At 48.1% G+C, this 22,322-nt stretch carries 27 protein-coding genes; all 27 read left to right on the forward strand.

From position 1 onward, the window contains the following. The 27 genes from MXE28_RS05940 (at position 1) to MXE28_RS06070 (ending at position 22,208) form a co-directional block, all read left to right on the forward strand. Positions 1-2,367, forward strand: coding sequence for a virulence-associated E family protein (locus MXE28_RS05940; RefSeq protein ID WP_247239931.1), 2,367 nt, complete (start codon positions 1-3; stop codon positions 2,365-2,367). 373 nt (positions 2,368-2,740) lie between these two features. After that, positions 2,741-3,040, forward strand: coding sequence for a VRR-NUC domain-containing protein (locus MXE28_RS05945; protein WP_247239932.1), 300 nt, complete (start codon positions 2,741-2,743; stop codon positions 3,038-3,040). Beyond that, positions 3,021-4,379 carry a DEAD/DEAH box helicase gene (locus MXE28_RS05950; protein ID WP_247239933.1) on the forward strand — a complete coding sequence of 453 codons (1,359 nt, stop codon included), beginning with the start codon at positions 3,021-3,023 and terminating at the stop codon, positions 4,377-4,379. Before MXE28_RS05945 ends, MXE28_RS05950 begins: the two co-directional genes overlap by 20 nt. Then, positions 4,376-4,528: a hypothetical protein gene (locus MXE28_RS05955; protein WP_021841142.1), complete on the forward strand. Its 153-nt coding sequence runs from the start codon at positions 4,376-4,378 to the stop codon at positions 4,526-4,528. The genes MXE28_RS05950 and MXE28_RS05955 overlap by 4 nt, the downstream gene beginning before the upstream one ends. Continuing rightward, entirely contained in the window at positions 4,525-4,680 is a 156-nt protein-coding gene (locus MXE28_RS05960) for a hypothetical protein (RefSeq protein WP_021841143.1), read from the forward strand. The genes MXE28_RS05955 and MXE28_RS05960 overlap by 4 nt, the downstream gene beginning before the upstream one ends. Before the next feature lie 138 nt (positions 4,681-4,818). After that, the gene (locus tag MXE28_RS05965; RefSeq protein WP_156704040.1) at positions 4,819-6,336 is read left to right on the forward strand and encodes an N-6 DNA methylase; all 1,518 of its coding nucleotides are present in this window, start codon (positions 4,819-4,821) and stop codon (positions 6,334-6,336) included. A 136-nt stretch (positions 6,337-6,472) separates the two neighbouring features. Beyond that, complete coding sequence (locus MXE28_RS05970; RefSeq protein ID WP_021841146.1) at positions 6,473-6,928, forward strand: DNA N-4 cytosine methyltransferase; 456 nt, start codon at positions 6,473-6,475, stop codon at positions 6,926-6,928. A 103-nt stretch (positions 6,929-7,031) separates the two neighbouring features. Continuing rightward, positions 7,032-7,997 carry a hypothetical protein gene (locus tag MXE28_RS05975; protein ID WP_156704042.1) on the forward strand — a complete coding sequence of 322 codons (966 nt, stop codon included), beginning with the start codon at positions 7,032-7,034 and terminating at the stop codon, positions 7,995-7,997. Beyond that, positions 7,994-8,335 carry a DUF4406 domain-containing protein gene (locus MXE28_RS05980; protein ID WP_021841149.1) on the forward strand — a complete coding sequence of 114 codons (342 nt, stop codon included), beginning with the start codon at positions 7,994-7,996 and terminating at the stop codon, positions 8,333-8,335. Before MXE28_RS05975 ends, MXE28_RS05980 begins: the two co-directional genes overlap by 4 nt. Then, the gene (locus MXE28_RS05985; RefSeq protein WP_021841150.1) at positions 8,328-8,864 is read left to right on the forward strand and encodes a hypothetical protein; all 537 of its coding nucleotides are present in this window, start codon (positions 8,328-8,330) and stop codon (positions 8,862-8,864) included. Before MXE28_RS05980 ends, MXE28_RS05985 begins: the two co-directional genes overlap by 8 nt. 559 nt (positions 8,865-9,423) lie before the next feature. After that, a complete protein-coding gene (locus tag MXE28_RS05990) occupies positions 9,424-10,635 on the forward strand; it encodes an N-6 DNA methylase (RefSeq protein ID WP_247239934.1) in 1,212 nt (403 codons plus the stop codon). Beyond that, positions 10,632-11,081, forward strand: coding sequence for a hypothetical protein (locus MXE28_RS05995; RefSeq protein ID WP_021841153.1), 450 nt, complete (start codon positions 10,632-10,634; stop codon positions 11,079-11,081). The genes MXE28_RS05990 and MXE28_RS05995 overlap by 4 nt, the downstream gene beginning before the upstream one ends. A gap of 54 nt (positions 11,082-11,135) precedes the next feature. After that, complete coding sequence (locus MXE28_RS06000) at positions 11,136-11,672, forward strand: hypothetical protein (protein ID WP_156704049.1); 537 nt, start codon at positions 11,136-11,138, stop codon at positions 11,670-11,672. Further along, on the forward strand, positions 11,665-13,533 hold the full coding sequence (locus MXE28_RS06005) for a phage terminase large subunit family protein (RefSeq protein WP_021841155.1): 1,869 nt from the start codon (positions 11,665-11,667) through the stop codon (positions 13,531-13,533). The genes MXE28_RS06000 and MXE28_RS06005 overlap by 8 nt, the downstream gene beginning before the upstream one ends. 55 nt (positions 13,534-13,588) lie before the next feature. Continuing rightward, a complete protein-coding gene (locus tag MXE28_RS06010; protein ID WP_247239935.1) occupies positions 13,589-13,786 on the forward strand; it encodes a DUF6148 family protein in 198 nt (65 codons plus the stop codon). After that, positions 13,783-15,360 (forward strand): phage portal protein, encoded by a 1,578-nt coding sequence (locus tag MXE28_RS06015; protein WP_247239936.1) that lies wholly within the window; start codon positions 13,783-13,785, stop codon positions 15,358-15,360. Before MXE28_RS06010 ends, MXE28_RS06015 begins: the two co-directional genes overlap by 4 nt. Then, positions 15,287-16,342, forward strand: a complete 1,056-nt coding sequence (locus MXE28_RS06020) for a head maturation protease, ClpP-related (protein ID WP_247239937.1) — start codon at positions 15,287-15,289, stop codon at positions 16,340-16,342. The genes MXE28_RS06015 and MXE28_RS06020 overlap by 74 nt, the downstream gene beginning before the upstream one ends. Next, entirely contained in the window at positions 16,342-16,701 is a 360-nt protein-coding gene (locus MXE28_RS06025) for a hypothetical protein (RefSeq protein WP_156704055.1), read from the forward strand. Before MXE28_RS06020 ends, MXE28_RS06025 begins: the two co-directional genes overlap by 1 nt. Continuing rightward, complete coding sequence (locus tag MXE28_RS06030; protein WP_021841160.1) at positions 16,701-17,744, forward strand: major capsid protein; 1,044 nt, start codon at positions 16,701-16,703, stop codon at positions 17,742-17,744. The genes MXE28_RS06025 and MXE28_RS06030 overlap by 1 nt, the downstream gene beginning before the upstream one ends. Positions 17,745-17,760: 16 nt before the next feature. Then, a complete protein-coding gene (locus MXE28_RS06035; protein ID WP_247239938.1) occupies positions 17,761-18,201 on the forward strand; it encodes a hypothetical protein in 441 nt (146 codons plus the stop codon). A 4-nt stretch (positions 18,202-18,205) separates the two neighbouring features. After that, complete coding sequence (locus MXE28_RS06040; RefSeq protein ID WP_247239939.1) at positions 18,206-18,556, forward strand: hypothetical protein; 351 nt, start codon at positions 18,206-18,208, stop codon at positions 18,554-18,556. Beyond that, positions 18,546-19,103: a phage tail protein gene (locus MXE28_RS06045; protein WP_247239940.1), complete on the forward strand. Its 558-nt coding sequence runs from the start codon at positions 18,546-18,548 to the stop codon at positions 19,101-19,103. The genes MXE28_RS06040 and MXE28_RS06045 overlap by 11 nt, the downstream gene beginning before the upstream one ends. 3 nt (positions 19,104-19,106) lie before the next feature. After that, on the forward strand, positions 19,107-19,565 hold the full coding sequence (locus MXE28_RS06050; protein WP_247239941.1) for a hypothetical protein: 459 nt from the start codon (positions 19,107-19,109) through the stop codon (positions 19,563-19,565). After that, on the forward strand, positions 19,565-19,882 hold the full coding sequence (locus MXE28_RS06055; protein ID WP_247239942.1) for a hypothetical protein: 318 nt from the start codon (positions 19,565-19,567) through the stop codon (positions 19,880-19,882). Before MXE28_RS06050 ends, MXE28_RS06055 begins: the two co-directional genes overlap by 1 nt. Further along, positions 19,882-21,315 carry a phage tail sheath family protein gene (locus tag MXE28_RS06060; RefSeq protein ID WP_247239943.1) on the forward strand — a complete coding sequence of 478 codons (1,434 nt, stop codon included), beginning with the start codon at positions 19,882-19,884 and terminating at the stop codon, positions 21,313-21,315. The genes MXE28_RS06055 and MXE28_RS06060 overlap by 1 nt, the downstream gene beginning before the upstream one ends. Positions 21,316-21,327: 12 nt before the next feature. Further along, positions 21,328-21,849 carry a phage major tail tube protein gene (locus tag MXE28_RS06065; protein ID WP_247239944.1) on the forward strand — a complete coding sequence of 174 codons (522 nt, stop codon included), beginning with the start codon at positions 21,328-21,330 and terminating at the stop codon, positions 21,847-21,849. A 2-nt stretch (positions 21,850-21,851) separates the two neighbouring features. Then, positions 21,852-22,208, forward strand: coding sequence for a hypothetical protein (locus tag MXE28_RS06070; RefSeq protein ID WP_247239945.1), 357 nt, complete (start codon positions 21,852-21,854; stop codon positions 22,206-22,208). The last annotated feature ends 114 nt before the right edge of the window (positions 22,209-22,322 follow it).

The raw sequence follows: 22,322 nt of genomic DNA on the forward strand, positions 1-22,322 counted from the left end.
ATGGACCTAATTATATCTATTGGCAGTAGCCGCCACGCTAAGCAGTGGCGCGCTAAAAAAATGACATGGGATGACCTTGTCAAAAAATTAAGCCAATCAAAAATAACGGAGGAGACCGCCGCCGAATATAGGCGGATGACTAAAGACGAAAAAGCCGAGGTAAAGGACGTCGGGGGCTTTGTTGGCGGGCACATCAAGAATAAGGGGCGACGGGTTAAGGGCGCCGTAGAAAAGCGATACCTGTTAACCCTTGATGCAGACAGTCCGGAGCCTAATTTTCTGGGATCGCTCAATTTTGAAATTGGCGACCTCGAATATGTCATTTACTCGACACACAGCCACACTCCGGAAACACCGCGGTACCGCATCATATTACCGGTAAGCCGGGCGATGGAGCCCGATGAGTACCAAGCAGTAGCACGGCGAATCGCCGGCAATATCGGCATAGAAAACTTTGACCCGACCACTTTTGAAGTTGAGCGGCTGATGTTTTGGCCGTCAGCACCGGCAGACGTGGAGCCCGTATTTATCCATAATAACGGCGCCCCGGTAGATGTGGACGCCGTACTCCGCGAGTACGAGGACTGGCACGATGTGAGTCTTTGGCCAAACAGCAAACGGGCCGACGAAATACGCCTAAACGCCGCCAAAAAGCAGGGCGACCCGCTTACTAAAAAAGGGCTCATCGGTGCGTTTTGCCGGACGTACAGTATCGAGGATGCCATAGCGGAATACCTTTCAGACGTGTACGAGGCCTGCGACACCGAAAACCGCTACACCTATAAGGCCGGCAGCACGAGCGCCGGGCTAGTCGTGTACGATGAGGGGCGGTTTGCTTACTCACATCACGGTACCGACCCTATATCCGGTAAACTCGTAAATGCCTACGACCTTGTGCGGATCCATAAGTTTGGCAATGACAAAGACTCTACCGGTAAAATGGCGGAGCTTATCACCAACGACAAAAACGTACTAAAAGTATTAGACGCAGAACGCATGGCGGACTTTGACGACGACCTGATCGCCGACGGGCCGGATACCGAGTATTTAAGTAAGTTAGAGCGTGATAAACGCGAAGGGAAGCCTTTACCGACGACGTTCAACGTGAAGTTAATTCTCGAAAATGACCCCAGATTATACGGGCGTATGGCACTTGATGATTTTGCGCATCGGATGGCTGTACGCGGGGACTTACCGTGGCGAGGCTTAGATGAAGGGAAATACTGGACGGACGCCGACGACGCTAGTCTGCGTAATTATTTAAGCATCGCTTACGAGATTAACGCTCCGCGCGTTATCGATGATGCTCTTATAGAGGTATTTAATAAAAATAAATTCCACCCTGTGAGGGACTACCTTAATGGCCTAACCTGGGACGGTGAGTGCAGAGTTGATACCCTTTTAATCGATTACCTCGGTGCAAAAGACACGCCATATGTCAGAGCGGTAACTCGTAAATGGTTATGCGGCACTATCGCCCGTGTAATGATTCCTGGCATAAAATTTGACGGCACACTCGTACTATTTGGGCCTCAGGGATTAGGTAAAACGTTAATAGCGGAGCGGTTAGGCGGTGAGTGGTTTAATAATTCGCTAGGAGATGTCAAGAGTAAAGATGCTATGGAGCAGCTACAGGGGAGCTGGATTTGTGAACTCGCAGAATTGGCGCCAACCTATAAGAATGATGCCGAAATCGTAAAAGCCTTTTTAACTCGAACATCGGATAAGTTCCGGGCGCCATACGGCAAACGGACGCAAGAGTACCAACGGCAAAATTCTTTTATAGGCACTACTAACAACCGGCTGTTTTTAAAAGATAGAACGGGAAACCGTCGGTTTTGGCCGGTTGAGGGAAACCCTGAATTACAAACTAAGATACCATATTATGACCTTACCCCTGAGGAAGTGGGGCAGATTTGGGCCGAAGCATTAACGTACTACCTGCAAGGTGAGGAGCTTGTGCTGCCTCCTGACATCGAACGGGATGCAGATACTACGCGGCAACGCCACACAGAGGGCTATGAAAAAATCGGGCTTATTGAAGAATACCTTAATACCCCAATTCCCGAAAATTGGTACTCTAAATCTCCGGAGGTAATGGCTAATTATTACCGAAATATTGAGGAGCTAGACCTCGTGGACGAGGAATACGCAGCAGCGGAAATCGTCGACCGGGATAGGGTGTGCGCCCTTGAGATTTGGATGGTTTTGTTTGAAGGTAAGCGCCAAAGTTTGACCAACGCCGCCGCCCGAGAAATCAACGATATTTTACAAAACTTACCGGGCTGGCGTTCTAAAGGAAATAAGCTCCGGTTTGGTCGATATTTTGGCGCACAACAGGCCTTTGTCCGTGAGCCGCGGTCGTGATTAAAGGTGTATCCAATTAGCCCAAGTGTAGCCAATTCATTAGATTTTATATATCGCAATAATTTGATTCTGATTTAAATAGAAACGATATGTGATATTTGCAACGTTTAGGCGTATCCATTTCATGAATTGGCTACACTGTCGGCTACGCTATCGGGCACACCTGAAAAGGTAATACTTACAAGGGGTTTAGTAGTAGTGTAGCCAATGTATCCAATTATTATATTAATTATATTATTTTTTAATATTTATTATTATATGCGCGCGCGCGTAAAAATGCATATATCACGTATACCCGTATATAATATAGGGGCTTTTTGGATACACTGGAACACCCGCAATTATTTTTCAAGAATCAGTACGAGGTGTATTTATGGAGTGGACAGAGAAAGAAATAGAAAAACGACTAACAATTAAGCTAAAAGAGCTAGGCTGCTTAGTCTATAAATTTATATCCCCAAATAACGCCGGGGTGCCTGACAGGATTGTCATATATCCCGGCGGCCGGGTTGATTTTATTGAGCTTAAAACATTAAGCGGTAGACTGTCGCCTTTGCAAGCGGCGCAGATTGACAAATTAAAACGCAAAGGCGCTAACGTCGACGTCTTGGTAGGGCTAGCCGGCGCCGATGACTACGTGGAAAGAGTAAGACATGCAATTCACACCGCATAGTTATCAACGGGCAGCGATTGACGCCTTACTGACTCATACACACTATGGCCTGATGCTTGACATGGGACTCGGTAAGACTGTTATCACGCTAACCGCGATCAAGGCACTACTTGACGACTGGGCAGTGGCCAAGGTGCTAATCATAGCGCCTAAAAAGGTAGCCGATAGCACCTGGGCGACGGAGTCCCAGAAATGGGACCACACTAAAGACCTTAGAGTCGTTAAGGTTATGGGCTCCGAGGATAAGCGCCGGCAAGCGCTGGCGGCGGATGCCGATATATACATAATTAACCGTGAGATGGTGGTATGGCTTTGCGAGCAATACAAGCAACTACCCTTTGACATGTTGATTATTGATGAGTCGAGCAATTTTAAAAACCCGCAGGCCAAACGGTTTAAGGCTCTCAAAAAGCAGCGGGGCGTATTTATCCGGATTGTCTTACTCACCGGTACCCCGGCGCCGAATACCCTAGAGGACCTATGGGCGCAAGTCTATTTATTGGATGCCGGCGAACGCCTCGGCCGGACTATAACGGCTTACCGGAGTAAGTATTTTACGCCAGCCATGACTAATGGCCACGTTGTTTACTCGTACAAGCTGCGAAAAGGAGCGGATACGGCTATCCATAGTAAGATACGGGACATCTGCCTAAGCATGAAGAAGCAGGACGTTATGGACGAAATAACCATGCAGGACGGCTATATAAGTCGGGTAGTCAAGGTATCCCTTACGCCGGATGAAGAGGCCACATACAACGATATGGAACGGGATTTTGTACTTGCATTACCACAAGACGAGGTAATCAGTGCCGCCAGTGCGGCGGCCTTATCTAATAAGCTGCTACAGCTTGCGAACGGATCCGTATACACGGACGAGGGCGACGTGGTAACCATCCACACTCGAAAAGTGGATGCATTAAAAGAGATAGCGTCAAGAGAGGGCAACCTCTTAGTATTTTACAATTTTAAGCACGACCGGGAAGCTATCAGGGCAGCGTTTCCGGATGCTGTGGACCTCTCAGACGATGAGACTCTCCAGGCGTGGGACGCCGGCAAAATTAAAATGCTGCTAGCCCATCCCGCATCAGCCGGGTACGGCTTAAACCTTCAGCAGGGCGGCCACGTCATAGTGTGGTACGGGATGACATGGAGTTTGGAGCAGTATTTACAAGCTAACGCCCGTTTAAATAGGCAAGGGCAGACGCACCTAGTCACGATTTACCATTTATTGACTACCGGTACTATCGATAGTCAGGTTATGAGAGCACTTGAACGTAAGGAAAAAGGACAAAACGCCTTATTAGAGGCGATTAAATTAAGGAGGGACTCGTATAGATGAAACTAGCTTTAACTATATGTAATATTGTACTAATCTTTATCGCATACGACGTAGCCGGTATTGGTTGGCTATTTTTCTTAGCGTTGGCTAATGCGGCCGTGTCCGTATTTGTGTATATATTCGGCGCTCCCGGGGAGGATGACGAATGATACTTAAATTCTTACTAATATTGGCACCTATACTTGCGGGGCTGTCGGTATTAATAAAAGGCGCTTACTGGCTTATGTTGATTGCCTGGGTAATGCTTTGTATAGCAGGGGTTATGTTGGGCTACAAAAAACGAGGAGATAAGCATGATTAAGGACATAGCGATTTATTTATTTATTATGGTAATACTTGTCAGTGTCGTTGATTATATCGACCCTTTAACGGCCTGTTTAGTTGCGACGGGCGCCTTTGTTTGGTTAATCGCTGAGACAGGGGGGAGGTGGCGACCGTAATGGAATTAAAAGAAACAGCTAAACAGATACTAGATATATTCGAGGTTGATTCTGTAGCGGAGTTATCGGAGGTTTTGCCGGAGATATTAATACAGAAAGATAAAGACGAGTATTTGAGTCGATATATTGATATTGTGGGCGTTGAAGGACGCGATATGCTGCAAAGTGCTTACCAGTTTTGGCTGGCCGATAGAGCAGGCAAAAAACAAGATTACACACCTAAAAGTTTAGGCCGATTGGCCGCCGCACTTGCGCCAGATGATGTAAAAACTATATTTGATGCGTGCGCCGGTAGTGGGGCATTATCTATTGCTTGTTGGGAAATGAACCAAAATCTAGAATTTGTGTGTTGGGAATTAGATGGGCGCGTAATTGGTTTTTTGCTATTAAATTTGGCCTTGCGCAACATGTCGGCTATTGTAGTACACGGTAATTTATTAGCGGGCGAGATTTATAAATCGTATACCTTGACCCCAGGAAATCAATTTAGTTCTGTAAAGGAGACCGGACTTGTGATGCCTAAATGCGATTTAGTCGTGTCCAATCCACCGTTTAATTTAAAGTGGGATGCCGTACCTATTCAGTTTAAAGGGGAGACGGTAACGCCCCCGGCGAGTAATGCGAATTATGCGTTTATTATTAAATCTTTGATAGAGGCAGATACAGATCAGGGCATATTTATATTACCCGCCGGAGCACTTAACCCAAATAGTAGCACGGAGCACGAGTGCCGGGCGGTATTAGAACGGAATCGGTTAATTAGGGCGGTTGTATATAATGCCGGTGATATGTTTGATAGTACCTCAATACGGACTCAGTGTTTAGTGATAGCCCCTAACTCTGAGCAAGTGTCTTTTGTCGATAATGCCGAAAATTTTGCTGTTGAAATACGCGCACAACGTGGCGAGGATCATATGTCTAATCGAGTATATAAGAAAGAGTTTAAGATTTATGATGACGCCTGTATAGGCCGCGTGGTCAAAGCTATAGCGAGTGGAGAAAACATACCGGGATTTTGTAAAACCGTTGAGGTAGAAAAGGCTATCGCTTGTAATTTTAAAAAGTACGATATTATCGAAATACCAAAGTACGAGATAGAGCGCCGAGATATAAAAGATATTGTCAATGATTTAAACCGTATTTATGAAGAAAAAAATAAGTTAAAGTTGACGGTTAACATAACGGTAGCAGAGAAGTATAACCTGTTAGAAGCGGCTAAACTACAAAGTACTGAAAATACAAACTTAAAAGAGGTCAATTCATTACTCCGACATCTCGGTGCGGATGAGCTTACCGGTGATAAGTATTTGACATTATCAAGAAACGCGGGGGAGTTTAAGTTTGAAAATAAAAACAAAAAGGATATATCAACCATTATTGAGCAGATGCTGCCGTTATATATGCAGCATATCCGCTATTTGAATAATTGCGAAAGCCAATATTTGAAAGAATTACAAAATACACTTTTGGAATTGTTAATGACCGGTAAAGTGGACACTACGGAGCTGGAGGGCTGAAACAATGAATAAAGGATGCCTAACCGTGCGGTTGGCTTGGTTGTTTATTACGTATGTAGCGCACTTAATTTATAGCGCTTTTGGGATTTGACTGTTAGTCAAATTTGGCTAACAGCTATTACTAAAGGAGGATATAATGCAATACCCTATTTTAGATGCTTGCTGTGGTAGCAAGATGTTTTATTTTGACAAGGACGACAAGCGTATTTTATTTAATGATATCCGCGAGGTTGACGAGGAGCTGAGCGACCGTCGATTAGTAATCCAGCCGGGGACTCAATACGATTTTAGGAGCCTGCCTTTTAAGTCCGGCAGTTTTAAACTTGTTATTTTTGACCCGCCGCACTTAATTAAGGCGGGCCGAAACTCCTGGCTGGCCAAAAAATACGGCACACTGCCTAACGATTGGCAGGAGTATATCAAAGCCGGATTTGAGGAGTGCTGGCGTTGCCTTGATAGCGGGGGCACTTTGGTTATGAAATGGAGTACCTGTCAAATTAGCGCGGGTGACGTTTTATCGGCCATAGGACATATGCCGATTTTAGGCGATAAAAAGGGCGACCGTCGCTGGTTTATTTTTTACAAGGATTAAGGAGGCTTAAAAAGTATGCTAATTGATGACTTGAGAGACGTAGCTGGAGAGCAGGTATCTGTAAAACGGGAGTTAGATTGGATTAATGAGGCGGTGAGGTCGAGTGAATTATGAGGAGGCAAAGGCGCAAGGGTTTAAATATGTAACACGTAACCAGCTAGGCGGGGAGTGCGTGCATAAGACAAAACCGGAGCGTAAAGGCGGATATTGGGAGAGCCCCGGATGGCGATATATACAAGGCGGCACGGCGTGCCCTGAGAAAAACGTTATCATGGCGATTAATGTGGCCATCAATATACAAAATCGACAGCAAGAGGCGCTAAAACTGGCGGCACAGGCCAGAAAACGAGCCAAAAAAGAAACGAGAAAGCGAACCGGGCGGCGAGTTTGTAAAACTTGTAAGAGGGAATTTGACGCGGAGCACGGCAGTATCTCGTATTGTAGTGATTTGTGTATGATGATAGGCAAGCGCCGCAATAATGCTAAATGGAAGGCGAAACAACGAGATGAAGTACCTCCTGAATTAGGAGCTCTTGTAACGTGTAAGCAATGCGGCCAAAAATTCCACCGGAGCCGCCATTATATCGCGTATTGTAGTAACGCCTGTCGGGAGGCTGCGCGTGTTGCTAAACGGCCGATGCATTCCAAAACTTGTGCGGTGTGTGGTACCGAATTTACAACGACGGACGGACGGCGCCAATATTGCAGCGAAAAGTGCCAATCTGCAGCAAACCCGCAGCAGAAAGAACTGCCGACGAGAATATGCAAAGAGTGCGGGAAAGAATTTAAAGCAACACAAGGCCGAAAATACTGTAGCGCAGCGTGTAGTTATGAAGCTAATCGGCGCAACAGCAGGGAGCGGAAAAAACAGCATAAAAAGCCAAAGCCCGCGGTGCCTGAGGCGAAAACCGATCCCCCTATTTTTACAAAATGCAAAGAGTGCCACCGGGTATTTAGGGCGGTAAACCGGCAACAGGTGTACTGCAGTATTAAATGTAGCGAGGAATGGCGCAAAAGGGCGGCCTCGGACGATGAATCTAATCAGTGGAAAGGAGTATTTTACCGATGAAACTAATATATGTAGCACACCCGTACGGAGGTGACCCTGATAATTTAGAGAACATTAAAAAATTGATTAATGACTTAACTATAGACTACCCCGACGACTACGTATTTATATCACCGGTGCCGCTCTGGGAAGAGGCGTATCGAGTTATGGATTATATGCCGGGTATGGATAAGTGCCTCGAACTATTAAGCCGTTGCGATGAGTTATGGCTGGCGCATAATTGGCACGAGTCGCGGGGCTGTATGATTGAGTATGGGTACGCCTTAGGCGCTGAGTTGCCTATTAGATACCAAAGCAATAACAACCGGTTAGAATTTAAGGAGTGGGCGAATGACTGACAAAGAAAGACCATATACGCAGGCGGAAATTATAAAGTTAGCATCTAAGACGGCTATAGAGGTATACGACAAAAAGTGCAAAGAGCAGGCACGGTATATCCGCAAGCGCTATATCGATAATACAAAAAAGCTACTGCGAGGCTATAGAGAATTGCAGACGCACATTGACGAGGCTGTGAGTAATACGACGGAGAGCATGCCCTCGCAACTACAGGCGGTACTCGCTGAGGTATTTGATGCCAAAGGATTTATAAAAGTCGTGGCCATTGCCCAAAGCAAGGAGCGTACGGAGGTCATGCTATCGCATGTCGATGCTATGCTTAGCGCGTATCAAAGGCAGTGCGAATATAACAACGAGCCTTACTTCAATGTGGTGTGGCGCTATTACATCAATAAGGAAAAAATGGCGGAAATAGCCGACGTGGTGGGCGTAGAGGAGCGCACGGCGTGGCGATATGCTGATAAGGGTATCGAGGATTTATCTATACTGTTATGGGGGGCGGCAGCCCTGGCAACCGTGCAAGGGTAAGGACTTGACAAAATGGGCTAAAAGTTGTCAGTAAGTTGTCAGTGACGCGACAGTATAAAAGATTTATAATGATAGTGTCAAATACTGACGAATGAGCAATGCATCTCAGGTTCATAGTTTTTATCCCTTAAAACTTATACCTAACAAACCCCAAAAGAGACGCCCGAATATTAGCGAGGCGTCTCTTTTGGTATGTGCATAAAAGAGAGGTTATCGCATGACAACAATATACTGTAGCCGCCTTGATTGCCTTAATAATCGACGCGGCAAGTGTTGCGCTAATGTGATTAACCTGAGCAAGCGAGGCTGTTGTACTACTGCCACTAACGCCCGAAGCTCTATGCGTTCTACACATTCGATTGTACACAAGCAGTCCGGTAAGTGGCGCAAGAGCGAGAGGCGCCTTGTCTAGTGTAAAAGGACAGAGGGGATACTTAGGTACTCCCACGGCAATATAAAAAGCCCGTGGGTCCCCGACGCCAGATAAAAAGCTAGTGACAGGAAATTTTAAAACTCATTTCTATTTCAAAACTGAGAATATTGAGAGGAGGCGGGAGCCTTGATTTTAAATGATTATTTCAACGAAAAAGAGGGGTACAAAATCCCGCAACTCTTAACCGATGCACTGCTCGGCGATGGCCGGGAAGCGCTGCTAAAATATTTAGATGAGCATACGCCGGATAAGTTCGCGGACTCACTCCGTGATGACTACCAAAACGAACACGGAGACCGTGACAAGTTAAAGCAAGACTTTACGCCGGACGGCATAGTCCGCGTAGTTCGGGGCATTGTAGGCGACGGACACCGGTACGCCGATATATGCGCCGGCACGGGTGCCCTGACGCTCGCTAATATGCGAGACCGGGCAGACTACACAGTCTACGCTGAGGAATTTTCCGAGCGAACGGTACCGTTTTTATTGGCTAATTTAGCCCTCCGGAATGCTGAGGGCTACGTCGTCAACGGTGACAGCTTAACCGGTGAAATTAAGGCCTTGTACAAGCTCGAAAAAAGCGAAACGTACAGCCGTATCAATATCGCGAATGACGAAATTAAGGACTTTCAGCCGCCGGCTGTGGATCACGTCATCATGAACCCGCCGTACTCGGTCAAATGGAAGCCCCGTTATCATAGGGCGTACGACGGGTACGGACCGATGCCGACGACTGCGGATTATGCATTTATGCTCCGTGGCCTGGATATAGGCGACACGGTGACGGCAATTATACCGCACGGCGTTTTATTTCGTGGTGCAAAAGAGGGTAAGGTCCGGAAATTGCTTATTGAGCGTAATTTGTTGGACGCTGTTATCGGACTACCGGAGAACATGTTTCTAAATACCGGAATCCCGGTAGCAATTTTAGTATTTAACCGGAAAAAAACCGACGACACCGTGTTATTTGTGGATGCTAGCCGCGACTTCGAAAAACAGGGCAAAATTAATATTATGACCGATGAACAGATTAATAAGCTCATTAAAACGGTGATTATGCGGCAGGTAGTCGACAAATACTCGCACTTGGCCACATTTGAGGAAATAGAAAATAACGACTTTAACCTCAATATACCTCGATACGTTGCTACTACGGAGCCACCGCCACCGGTGGACGTGGTGCAGGATATGCTCGACTTGGTGGCCATCAATAAGGAAATAAAAGCGGCGGAGCTAGAGCTCGGCGCGTTTTTAGATGATTTAGTCGGAACGACCCCACAGAGTCAGGAAGAACTCGAAAAAATCAAAGAATTACATAGGGAGCTACGGAGTTTATGAAATTATACGCCAGAAAAGTAGTACTCGCTAGTGAAGCGGGTAACATAGAACGAGCACAGCCAGGCAAAGAGTACCCGGCAGGAACGTATATTATACCGCTCAGCGGTGTAAATCGTGCCGTGTGCGAGGTACTTATGGAACCGCGCGAGGTAAATAGTCGGTTTGCGTGTATTACTTTTAAGGACGACATGCACCCGCACTATTTGGCGGCGATTATGGATCGCGAAATCGATAGATTTTTAACACGATATGCGACAGGCATCAATTTACAAATGGACGCCCTGCAAAAGTATTTCAAAGTTGAAATACACACCGACAAAGCGACACGCGACGCCATCGGTGAAATGCAGCGGAAAGCGCAGGAAGCTATCGAGTACGAAAAGAAAGTTATAGAACTAAATAAAGAATGCAAGAAATACATGTTATCTAATATGTTTCCAGATTAAAAAAGCCAGGGCACTACACCCTGGCTTTTTTAATTTCAGAAAGGAGGTGAGGGCATGGACGTAAACGCATACCCTTGGGTCGTTACAGCTAAGATACTGGGTAAGATACTCGGCATTAGCGAGCGACGGGTGCAGCAGTTACGTGAGGACGGAGTTTTGGAGGTTGAGAGTAAAGCCCGATACGATGTACGCAAGTGCACACAGGCCTATATCGCTTTTAAAACACAGGAAACTAAAAGCGCGGGCGGCAAAAATCCGCTAGAGGACGAGAAAATTAAACTAACAAACGTCAAGCGCAGGATAGAAGAACGCAAGCTACAAATTATGGAGGGCGGACTGCATCGCTCCGAGACCGTCAAGTCCGTAATGGCCGGCATGTTATTAAATTTCAAGGCCAAACTGCAAGCCTTACCGACAACCCTCGCCCCTAAATTGTTATCACAAACTCAATTACCCGTAATACAGGACATCATAACCGAGGGCGTGGACGGGGCACTCAACGAGCTAGCCGACTACGAGCCGACTATGTTTTACGACGATAGCGACATTATCGTCGTAGCGGAGGACGTGGAGGAGGGCGACAATGAATAACACTCAACAGTTATTTAGTGACTTATTCCAGCTCTTACGGCCGCCGCCTAAATTGACGGCCTCGGAGTGGGCTAATAAGCACGTCGTACTATCGACGGAGGATAGCGCGGAGCCCGGGAAATACTCTACAGACCGGGCGCCATATCAAAAAGAGATGCTCGACGCGGTGAGTAACCCGGATGTGTCCGACGTCGTGTACATGACGGGCTCTCAAATTGGCAAAACTCAGCTTATTAAAAACATTCTGGGCTATTTTATCGACTTTTACCCGTCTCCGATTATGTTTATGGTGCCGACGTTGGACCTGGCCAAAGAATTTAGTAAGACACGTATCGCGCCGTTTATTCGGGATACAAAAGTGTTATCTGAGAAAATGGCCGATACAAAGGCCAGAGATAGCGGAAATACGCTATTAAATAAGACGTTTCCCGGCGGTTATTTGACCTTTGTCGGGGCTAATAGTCCGGCAGGGCTTGCATCTCGACCTATTCGCGTACTATTAGCGGACGAAATAGACCGTTTCCCGGCATCCGCCGGCGCCGAGGGCGACCCGGTGTCGCTCGCCGAAAAACGTACTAAGACGTTTTACAATCGTAAGCATATATACGCATCGACACCATTAGGTAAAGGCACGAGCCGGATAGAAAAGTTATACAACGACGGCACGCAGGAGGTGTGGCATTTAAAATGCCCGGCCTGCGGGGAGTATGTCTATCCATCATGGGATAAATTCGAGGCAGACACCGAAGCCAATAAATATTATATGTGCTGCGAGCACTGCGGCGCACTTTCCGACGAGTGGGCGTGGAAACGCCTATACTCAGAGGGCCGGTGGATAGCCAACGCGCCGGAAAATCTCGAGACTAAGCACTGCCGGAGTTTCCACATCAACGCGTTTGCGAGTCCGTGGACCTCGTGGGCCGAATTATATCAGACCTACGAAGCAGCGCAGGCGCTCGGGGCGGTCGGGCTTAAGACGTTTTTTAATACGGAAATGGGCATCCCGTACGAGGACGCTGTGGAAACGCCACCGACAGACGAGCTCATGGATCGTCGAGAAGAGTACGGCGCCGACTTACCGGACGGCGTGCTTATACTTACGGCCGGAGTCGATACGCAGGACGACCGGCTCGAGTGCGAGGTCATGGGCTGGGGGCTCAACGGCGAACAGTACGGAGTGCAATACTACCGATTATACGGAGACCCGGCACAGGATGCTGTGTGGAATGCGTTAGACGATATTATCATTCGGGGGCGGTGGTCGTTTGCCGACGGCCGCAAGCGTGGCGTATCGGCGTCATGCATCGACTCTGGCGGTAATAAGACGCAAGCCGTGTATCGGTACTGTTCAAAACGTCGCTATCATCGAGTATACGCTATTAAGGGCGTGGGCGGTGCGAATAAGGATATAATCGACGGACTGCCAACTAAACTAAAAAAGCATGACAATGCTAAATTATTTAAAATCGGCGTTGACACCGGCAAGGACTTAATTATGAGTGACCTAAGACAGTTACCGGGAGAGCCTCGGTATTGTCATTTCCCGTTGGATCCGTCTAAAGGGTACGGTAAAAAGTACTTCGAAGGACTACTCGCCGAAATAAAGACAGAGGAACTTGTCCGCGGTCGTTACGTCCAGAAATGGGTGCTCCGGCCGGGGGTAAAACGTAATGAGCCCCTCGACGTGCGGAACTACAACCATGCGGCGATTAATATATTAAATCCAAATTTTGAAGCATTGGCCGAACGTGCCGGCCGTGAAGATTTTACACCGTACATCGGTAACAATAGCAGTACCAAGACCGCCCGAGCCCCGGCAAAGTATCGCCGGCGTAAGGTAGGCGGTGGAGTTAAATTATAAAAGGAGGTGACAGCGGATGACATGGACTTTAGAAGAGGCACGAGAACACCTGGCAATGTGGCTCCGGGCAGACTTAAAACTTGCCACCGGTGAGGAATACTGGGTCGGTAACCGTAAGCTCGTGCGTGCTGATGCGGACTCTGTGAAGGAGCGTATCGCCTTTTGGCGCGGTGAGGTGGCAAAACTGGAGGCGCTGGAGCAGGGAAAGCGAGGACTCCGGAGGTCGTGGCGTGTTGTGCCGCGTGACATATGAGGGCTAGAGGTTGGCGCACACGAGGCGCCCGGAATCGTACTATCACGGTGCGCAGTAGTCGCGAGATTTTAAATTCCGGATACAGTAATCACGGAGCCAATACAAGCAAGGCAGCCAATAGGGGCTATATTGCGGATTCCAAAGACGCCCGTCATGACATCGATAATAATTTTAAGATGCTACGGGCTCGGTCGGTCGACTTGCAACAGGGCGTGCCGATTGCGGCCGGTGCACTTAAAACTAATAAGACAAACGTTATCGGGCCAGGTCTCCGGTTAAAGGCTAATATCCGATTTGAGGCCCTCGGGCTATCGGTGGAAGCTAAAACCGAATGGGAACGTAAGACCGAGCAAGAGTTTGCCATGTGGGCTCGCAACTGCGACGCCCGCCAACAAACAGACTTTTACGGACTACAGGCTTTAGTATTTTTTGAAAAAATGCTGTACGGTGATGCATTTGTAAATCTGCCGATGATACAGCATCGGAAAGACCCGTATTATTTACGCCTGCAAGTTATCGAGTCTCTTTTAGTCGCAACCCCGCCTAAATATCAAGGCAGGGAAGAAGAAAAGGACAACGATATTATTCACGGGGTTAAGTTCGGCAAGTACGGCGAGGCGGTAGGCTATTATGTACTCACGGCGCCGTATACGGGGTATAACCAAGACGAGGATTATACCTATATCCGGAAATACGGCGAAAAAACCGGACGCCGTAACATCGTGCACGTGCTTAATATTGAGCGTTCCGGCCAAATTCGAGGCGTGCCGCTATTGGCACCAGTCATCGAGGATATTAAACTCTTAGGCCGGTATACCGACGCGGAGGTCGTGAAAGTACTAGTAAATGCACTCATGAGCGTATTTATTGAGACTCCGACACCGGACGAGGGGCCGCCGATTGACGGTATTGATTATGCGGAGCAGGTAGACACCGAACACGAGGACACTATCGAGCTTGGGAATGGGACTATTAACGTACTCGGACCTGGCGAGACGGTTAAAACGGTCGAGAAGTCGCCAATACCTAGCGACTTTGATAAATTTGTCACGGCCTTAACTAGCCAAATCGGCGCGGCGCTCGAGATACCGTACGAGATACTTATCAAGCATTTCAGCAGCTCATACAGCGCATCAAGAGGGGCACTCTTGGAATACTGGAAATCGGTAGACGCTGCACGATCCGAATTTATTACCCAATTTTGTAACCCAATATACGAGGAATGGCTCACGGAAGCTATCACGCTCGGCCGCATCAGCGCGCCGGGCTTTTTTGATGACCCGGCAAAACGTGAGGCGTGGCTCGGGGCTGAATGGTACGGCCCGGCACAAGGACAGCTCAACCCTAAGGACGAGGCAGAGGCGGCTAATATCCGAGTTAAAGCCGGAATGAGTACACTCGCCCGTGAAGCAGCACAGATTACCGGCATGGATTTTGAAAATGAAATTTTACCACAGCGCGTACGTGAGCACGACGCAATGGATGAAGGAGGGTTATTACTTGAGCAAGGACAACAAATTAACGTTGGCGGTGCGAACGCCGGCCAATCTGATGGCGACAGCGCCGGCGATTGATGTAGACCTGTACGGCGTCGTATCTAATGACAGTTGGGACGATGAACGCATCGGCGTTGATACCGTACTTAAGGCCCTAGAGGGGCTAAAACCTGAACAAGCTATTAATTTACATATTAATAGCATAGGCGGCATGGTAAGCGAGGGCGTAACAATCTACAACCGCTTAAAAGCATTACCAAATAATAAAACTGTAATTATTGAGGGGTTGGCGGCTAGTATTGCGAGTGTTATTGCTATGGCCGGGGATACGGTACATATGGCACTCGGCAGTCAAATGATGATCCATAACCCTGCCGTGGTGGCGATTGGTGATAGCGCAGAAATGCGCCGAGCCGCCGAGATGCTCGACAGCACAAAAGAAGCACTTATCGACATCTACGAAGCCCGTACAAGCTTAGCTCGCGAGGACATCTCGGGCATGATGGACGCTGAGACGTGGCTCACCTCTAAGGCAGCCCTTGAAAAGGGCTTTTGTGACTCCGTGGACGATGACCTCGAAATGGTCGCATGTGTCCGCGGTGCTGATTTAGTTGTTAACGGCGTGGCCATGGCCATGGACGCCCTTAAGGGCTTGCCGGTTGACAAATATATTAATGTTGCGGCCGAGGATGCCGCGGAAGGAGAGGAAATGGAACTTACACTCGAAATCTTGAAAACAGACCACGCTGACATCTATAACGCGGCCGTGGAGGAGGGCCGCAAACAAGAGCGCGAACGCTTGCAAGCCCTCGATGAAATCAGCACGGAAAGCCGCGCCGAAATCATCAACAAGGCAAAGTATGAGACTTTGCAAAACGCGCAAGAGGTAGCCGTAGAATTGTTGAAAGCCACAAACCCGGTAGCGGATATGTTGGCAGACGCAAAGGACGCCTCTAACTCTTTGACTGTGCCAACTAGCACGGCTAAGGAAAAGGAAGTCACAGACCAAGACCGCGCTATGGCGATGGTCGATAAATTTTACGCGGGAGGCAAAAAATAATGGCGAAATACTTCAATGAGTCCGAACTCAGCTATAAAACACTTTTAGCCGGCACACAACAGCCGGTAGTAACTGATGTAGTTAAAATCACGCCGGGCGAATATGTACTCGGTACGTTGTTGGCTAACGACGGCTCCGGTAATTTTGCGCCGGTAGCATCCGCCGACAGTGCGCTCGATGCCGTATTGTTACAGGATACTACCGCCGATGATAAAAAGGTGCTGGTAGCTTACACCGGCGAGTTTCTTATCAGTGGCGTAATTTGTAGCGATAAGAAAGGCCCGTCCGACGCTTTAGTCGAGGCGGCTAAATCTGTAAATATTTATTTTCGTAAACAGTCCAACAAGGAGGTCAAATAATGCCATTTGATGCACTTTACACACCCCAAACCCTCGGCGCTGTAATTCAACGTACGCCGGACTTACCGTCTTTCTTGAAAGACAAATTCTTTTCTAATATGAAAACCTTTCACACTGCGTCTATCGCCTTTGATGTAAAAAAAGGCCGTCGCACAATTACTCCATTTGTTACGCCATTGGCAGCAGCACCGGTGGCAGGTCGTACCGGTTATAAAACTATGACATACACCCCGGCTATGAAAAAGGAAAAAACCGTATTACAAGGTTTGGATCTTGATACTCGCCTCGCCGGTGAACAGCCGTTTAATTCTGCGGTGACCCCGGCAGAGCGTGCTGTGCAGTATTTAGCAGAGGACGCTAAGGACTTAAAAGATAACCTTATTCGCTCTCAGGAAGCTATGGCGGCCGACTTGTTATTTACAGGCTCTTTACATGTTAAAGGTGACGATGTAGACGACGTAGTCGACTTTGGCTTTACTAATAAAGAAACCTTATCCGGTGGCGCATTATGGAGCAACCCAGACGCGGATATTATCGGTGACTTACTCCGCTGGCGTGCAAACTGCCGCAAGGCTAGCGGTTTTAGCCCAAATACCATTATTGCGGATACTAATACAATCAATGCGATTTTAACTAATAAACGTATTTTGGAATTATTAGACAACCGCAGTGTAGACTTTGGCCGCGCATCCACTCAGGACCTCGGAGACGGCGCCGAATATCACGGCTACCTTGCCGGTATTTTGGGCGTTAATTTGTACGCTTACGACAATTGGTATGTTGATCCGGTTGATGGCGTCGAAAAGTCTCTCGTACCTGAAAAGACTATTTGTTTTATTCCTGAAAACGCACAATTTAGCCGCTTGTATGGCGCTATTACTTTAAAACCAAACATCACCTCCGATTTTGTAACGTATGAGGGCGAGTATGTACTCCGCCGTCTTGACCAGCAGGACCCAGACGCCACGTACTTAGAAATTCAATCTCGCCCGTTATATGTTCCTTGGGATGTTGACGCGTTCCAAATCGCAACCGTTCTCTAATTAGGAGGTCCGACGTATGGCTATTATTTGTAATTGGTATATTAAGACCTCGACCGGGCTATACGGTCCGGGCGAGGTTATCGACGGAATCGGCGGCGAAGAAGAAATGCGACTTATCGCACTCGGCGCCGCTAGTCCGGCCGGTAATATGGCGGCGCCGGTCGAGGCAGCAGAAACGGTGGCAGATGTTATCGAGGAAACCGACAGCGCCGAAAATGATGAGGCTATCATGGCAGCGTTTGAGGCCATGTCCAAAAAAGAGCTTGTACACTATGGCGCGGCGCTCGGTATTAAATTATCCGACCGCAGTAATAAGGTGGATCTCGTTAATGCGTTAAAAGGCGAGGACGTTATCCTCGAGGCTTTAACCGATGAGGCATTGGCCGTATTGGCAAAATATGAGGGCATCGACGACACTATGCCACGCGAGGAGCTAATCGCCGCACTGGAGGGATAAGCCTATGCTTACATTTAAGGACGCGGCCGCGGGGGATATTGACGACGCCTTTATCGCGGATACTGACGAGTTCGCAGACTATCACAATTTAAACGGTGACACCGTGCTATGCGTGGTAGAGGGGCGGACTAATAAGGAACATATCCAGATTGCTAAGCAGGACATCGACGGGTTATCTCTCGATGAGTACGTAGTGCACGTCAAAAAGTGCCTACTCCCGAGCGTACCGGAGCAGGGTATGCGCTTTTATTTAGATGGCATCCTAACTCAGGTTAAAAACTGCGACGATGATATGGGCGTGCTAGTGATTACCCTAGAGGGGCACAACGCTGGAGGGACGACCTATGAATATTGACGTTACCGGGTTGGAGATTGCAGTCGATGTACTACAATCTATTACAACACAGGCGCCTAATGAGGTGGCTAAGGCCTTAAATAAGGCAGCCACCAAAGGTAAAATCAAAGCCACTGCGCTAATTGTCCGGAATTATTATGTTGACCGATCAACTGTATATGAAACTATGACAGTTAAGCGCGCCGGGGCGAGTAATTTAGAGGCGGGCATTCATGTACGCAGTAGCCCGATGGCGCTATCAAAATTTAAAATAAATCCGACTAATGTACCAATCGGGCAACGCCAGAGTGGCGGTGTCACGGCTCAGGTGCGTAAGGGCGGCGGCGGACTCATTGAGTCCGCTTTTTTAGTTCGCTACAAAAGCGGGCACTTATCCGTCGTCGAACGCACAGGTAAGGGGCGTAATGATATACGCGACTTATACGGGCCGTCGGTAACCGGGATGCTAGGAACAAATAATATACGACTTATGGTTATCGATGATATGAAAAGTACCGCAGCGGCCGCACTGGAGAGCGTACTCGATAACGTGCTAGGAGGTGCGTAACAAATGACGCCGCAACACTTAGCCATGGCTATGGCTGACTTTTTAGCCGATGCGCACAAGGACTTTGTCCCAAGTGATCCAAAACTTCACGGCCGCGCTATTCAGTGCGTGCCTGGATATTTAAAAGAGCGGACACGGCAAGAGGACGCCGCGTTTCCGCATATCGCTATCCGTATTAATCAGGTACACGATGACGCGGACGCCCGCGGCGAATCTACCGCGACGCTCCATATCATCATCGGTACGTATTGCACGGATAATGAGGACGGGTGGCTCGAGATTGTGAATCTCGTAGAATCTACCCGGCAGGCGATGCTTAAGCACCGTACTATCGACAATAAATACCGCCTACAGGGTGCGGTGGATGCGACGATACCATCGGAGCAACCGCGCCCTGTTTGGGTGGCAGTTATAACAGCGACTTACACAATTAAAGATATTAGAGAGGAGCTACAGTACTAATGGCAACAAAAGTAAAGGCAGCGGCCGAAGCCGTGGAAACCATCGAAACCGCGACGGCCAAAACTACCGATAAGACGCAAGTTATGTACTTAGGGCCTAACAAATTTGAATTAGGCCTGATTACCGGTAGCGTCTATATCGACGGCGTACCGGCCATCGTTAAGCAAGTAAAAGCAGTGTATCCGTTACTTGAAACTTTATTTATTCCGCTTAATCGTGTCGGCGAGGCAGAGGCACAACTCAATACACAGGGGAGCGCCTTAAAAGCCGCATACGAGCAGGCAAAGGAACGACTTACTAAAGGAGGTAACCAATAATGGCAGATGTATACGGGCACGGAGTCTATGGCCGTGAGACGGCAACCGCGATTGTACCACCGACGCGCGTCGATACAGCGCTTAGTGTTGTAGTCGGCACCGCACCGGTGCACTTATCTAAAGACCCAATCGGCACCAACAAGCCGTTACTCGTGACAAGCTACAGCGAGGCTATTACCCGTATCGGTAATAGTAAAAATTGGGCAGATTATACCCTCTCTGAGGTTGTATACTCTCAGTTTGCATTATTCCAGGTGTACCCGGCTGTTTTTATTAATGTGCTTGACCCTAAAAAGCACAAAAAAACAGTAACTAATGAGGCTCTGGCCTTGACCGATAATATGGGCACTATCGATAAGCCGGTACTCTTAGATACGTTAGTCGTGCGCAAAACACAAGCGGCGGAACCGTTGCAACTCGATAAGGACTACACGGCAACGTATAACGATGACGAGCAACTCGTTATCGCTTTGACAGAGGATGCCACCTCTGTAGTGGTAAGCTATGACCACGTCGACGCCAGTATGGTAACAGAGGATGACATTATCGGCGGTATCGACAGCGAGGGCGATCTTAAAGGCTTAGAGCTTGTACATCAGGTATTCCCACAGTTTGGGCTCGTGCCTTGTACGATTATCGCGCCGGGCTGGAGCCACAAGCCGGCAGTAGCGGCGGTTATGAAAGCTAAAGAAACCAACGTATCCGGCGTATTTAGTGCAATGTCTATCGCGGATGTTGATACCGAAACAGTGCGCAATTATGCGGACGTTTCCGCATGGAAAAACAAGAATAACTTTAATAGTACGCGTCAAGTTTTGGCGTGGCCAAAAGTTAGCCTTGGCGGCCGTCAATATCATTTATCCACTCAAATTGCGCACGTATTAGCTAAGACCGACGCCGACTATGGTAACTTGCCGTATAAGTCCCCGTCTAACGAAAGTCTCCAGGCCGATAGTGCGGTGCTTAAAGACGGCAAAGAAATTTTCTTGACCTCTGCGAGCGGGGCTTACCTCAACGGGCAGGGCGTAGTTACAGCCTTGAACTTTATCGGCGGGTGGCGTGTGTGGGGCAACCGCACCACGGCATACCCTAGCACAACAGACCCGAAGGATACATTTATCCCGGTGCGCAGAATGTTCAACTTTGTACTTAATACCTTGATTACTACCTACTGGAGTAAAATTGACGACCCTACTAACTTGCGACTTGTCGACTCTGTAGTTAATAGCGCGCAGTTATGGCTCAATAGCTTAGTAGCACAAGGGGCATTATTAGGTGCGCGCGTTGAGTTCCGCGAGGCGGACAACGCTAAAACGGATTTGATGGACGGTATTATCCGATTTAAGGTATACCTTACTCCACCATCCCCGGCGCGTGAAATCGTATTTGATTTAGAGTACGACGTTGAGTACTTATCCGTTTTATTTGGGTAATAGGAGGGGCAAATGGCTAAACAATTAAGAGACAAATTAATCACGTTTACCGTGTACGCTAATGGCTCCGAGGAGTTCGGGGTCGCAGAGGTCAGCTTGCCAGACCTCGAGTTTATTACAAGCACCATCAAAGGCGGCGGGCTTGCCGGGGAGTTAGAGGTCCCAACACTCGGCCAACTTAAGTCCATGAAAGCGACTATCACGTGGCAGATTGTGGAAAAATCGCTCTCCAAATTCGCACGACAACGCTACCATCAAGTAGAGTTCCGCGGAGCACAACAAACAGAAAACACTGAGACCGGGGACTTACAGGTATCCGCTGTGTCCGTTCAGGTGGGTGGTTGGGTCACTAAAACTAGCATGGGTAAACTTGCTAATACTGAGACTACAGGCTCCACGACAGATATTTCTATCAATGCTATTAAGGCCGTTGTTGACGGCGAAGAACTTTACAACATCGACATTATGAACGGCGTTTGTGTAATTGACGGCGTCGATTACTGGGCCGACATCAGAAAGGCATTAGGTAAATAATTATGGTTACTAAAAAATACGATGACGATACACTTATCGCCGGTTTGGAAAAGTTAACCGGTAACGATTTTAACGCCTGCGAAATGGCTGAGCGTCGTGCCGGTAATCATCAGCCGGATTTGGCATTTTCTAAAGCATTCCAGGCGCGCCTTGCCGCGCGTGCCCTGAAAGAGGACCTCGGAATTATTAAAGCGCTCTCTGCGTACGAGTATAACAAGTTGTGTTGGACGGTGGGCTCTTTTTTGCAGCTTGGCTCGGAGACCCTGAGGAGTATGAGAGCGGAGACGGAGACGTCGGAAGTATCTATCGACGAATCGCAGCCCGACTCCGAGACTTCGGACCCGCAGAATATTGGATGAATCTTACACTAGAGGATTTATCCTATTGGCTTGATGATATTACTGAGGTCGTGAAGCAAGAGCAAGAGGCTATCGCCGAGGCTCGAGAAGAAGCGGCAGGCAAGTAGGGAGGAG

It is taken from the genome of Veillonella sp. KGMB01456, from assembly GCF_023051165.1.
In the GTDB taxonomy this organism is placed as follows: Bacteria; Bacillota; Negativicutes; order Veillonellales; family Veillonellaceae; genus Veillonella_A.

Excerpts from the sequence above, each read along its gene's own strand:
- MXE28_RS05940 (WP_247239931.1), top strand. The coding sequence starts at position 1 with ATGGACCTAATTATATCTATTGGCAGTAGCCGCCACGCTAAGCAGTGG.
- MXE28_RS05945 (WP_247239932.1), top strand. The coding sequence starts at position 2,741 with ATGGAGTGGACAGAGAAAGAAATAGAAAAACGACTAACAATTAAGCTA.
- MXE28_RS05950 (WP_247239933.1), top strand. The coding sequence starts at position 3,021 with ATGCAATTCACACCGCATAGTTATCAACGGGCAGCGATTGACGCCTTA.
- MXE28_RS05955 (WP_021841142.1), top strand. The coding sequence starts at position 4,376 with ATGAAACTAGCTTTAACTATATGTAATATTGTACTAATCTTTATCGCA.
- MXE28_RS05960 (WP_021841143.1), top strand. The coding sequence starts at position 4,525 with ATGATACTTAAATTCTTACTAATATTGGCACCTATACTTGCGGGGCTG.
- MXE28_RS05965 (WP_156704040.1), top strand. The coding sequence starts at position 4,819 with ATGGAATTAAAAGAAACAGCTAAACAGATACTAGATATATTCGAGGTT.
- MXE28_RS05970 (WP_021841146.1), top strand. The coding sequence starts at position 6,473 with ATGCAATACCCTATTTTAGATGCTTGCTGTGGTAGCAAGATGTTTTAT.
- MXE28_RS05980 (WP_021841149.1), top strand. The coding sequence starts at position 7,994 with ATGAAACTAATATATGTAGCACACCCGTACGGAGGTGACCCTGATAAT.
- MXE28_RS05985 (WP_021841150.1), top strand. The coding sequence starts at position 8,328 with ATGACTGACAAAGAAAGACCATATACGCAGGCGGAAATTATAAAGTTA.
- MXE28_RS05995 (WP_021841153.1), top strand. The coding sequence starts at position 10,632 with ATGAAATTATACGCCAGAAAAGTAGTACTCGCTAGTGAAGCGGGTAAC.
- MXE28_RS06000 (WP_156704049.1), top strand. The coding sequence starts at position 11,136 with ATGGACGTAAACGCATACCCTTGGGTCGTTACAGCTAAGATACTGGGT.
- MXE28_RS06005 (WP_021841155.1), top strand. The coding sequence starts at position 11,665 with ATGAATAACACTCAACAGTTATTTAGTGACTTATTCCAGCTCTTACGG.
- MXE28_RS06010 (WP_247239935.1), top strand. The coding sequence starts at position 13,589 with ATGTGGCTCCGGGCAGACTTAAAACTTGCCACCGGTGAGGAATACTGG.
- MXE28_RS06015 (WP_247239936.1), top strand. The coding sequence starts at position 13,783 with ATGAGGGCTAGAGGTTGGCGCACACGAGGCGCCCGGAATCGTACTATC.
- MXE28_RS06025 (WP_156704055.1), top strand. The coding sequence starts at position 16,342 with ATGGCGAAATACTTCAATGAGTCCGAACTCAGCTATAAAACACTTTTA.
- MXE28_RS06030 (WP_021841160.1), top strand. The coding sequence starts at position 16,701 with ATGCCATTTGATGCACTTTACACACCCCAAACCCTCGGCGCTGTAATT.
- MXE28_RS06035 (WP_247239938.1), top strand. The coding sequence starts at position 17,761 with ATGGCTATTATTTGTAATTGGTATATTAAGACCTCGACCGGGCTATAC.
- MXE28_RS06040 (WP_247239939.1), top strand. The coding sequence starts at position 18,206 with ATGCTTACATTTAAGGACGCGGCCGCGGGGGATATTGACGACGCCTTT.
- MXE28_RS06045 (WP_247239940.1), top strand. The coding sequence starts at position 18,546 with ATGAATATTGACGTTACCGGGTTGGAGATTGCAGTCGATGTACTACAA.
- MXE28_RS06050 (WP_247239941.1), top strand. The coding sequence starts at position 19,107 with ATGACGCCGCAACACTTAGCCATGGCTATGGCTGACTTTTTAGCCGAT.
- MXE28_RS06055 (WP_247239942.1), top strand. The coding sequence starts at position 19,565 with ATGGCAACAAAAGTAAAGGCAGCGGCCGAAGCCGTGGAAACCATCGAA.
- MXE28_RS06060 (WP_247239943.1), top strand. The coding sequence starts at position 19,882 with ATGGCAGATGTATACGGGCACGGAGTCTATGGCCGTGAGACGGCAACC.
- MXE28_RS06065 (WP_247239944.1), top strand. The coding sequence starts at position 21,328 with ATGGCTAAACAATTAAGAGACAAATTAATCACGTTTACCGTGTACGCT.
- MXE28_RS06070 (WP_247239945.1), top strand. The coding sequence starts at position 21,852 with ATGGTTACTAAAAAATACGATGACGATACACTTATCGCCGGTTTGGAA.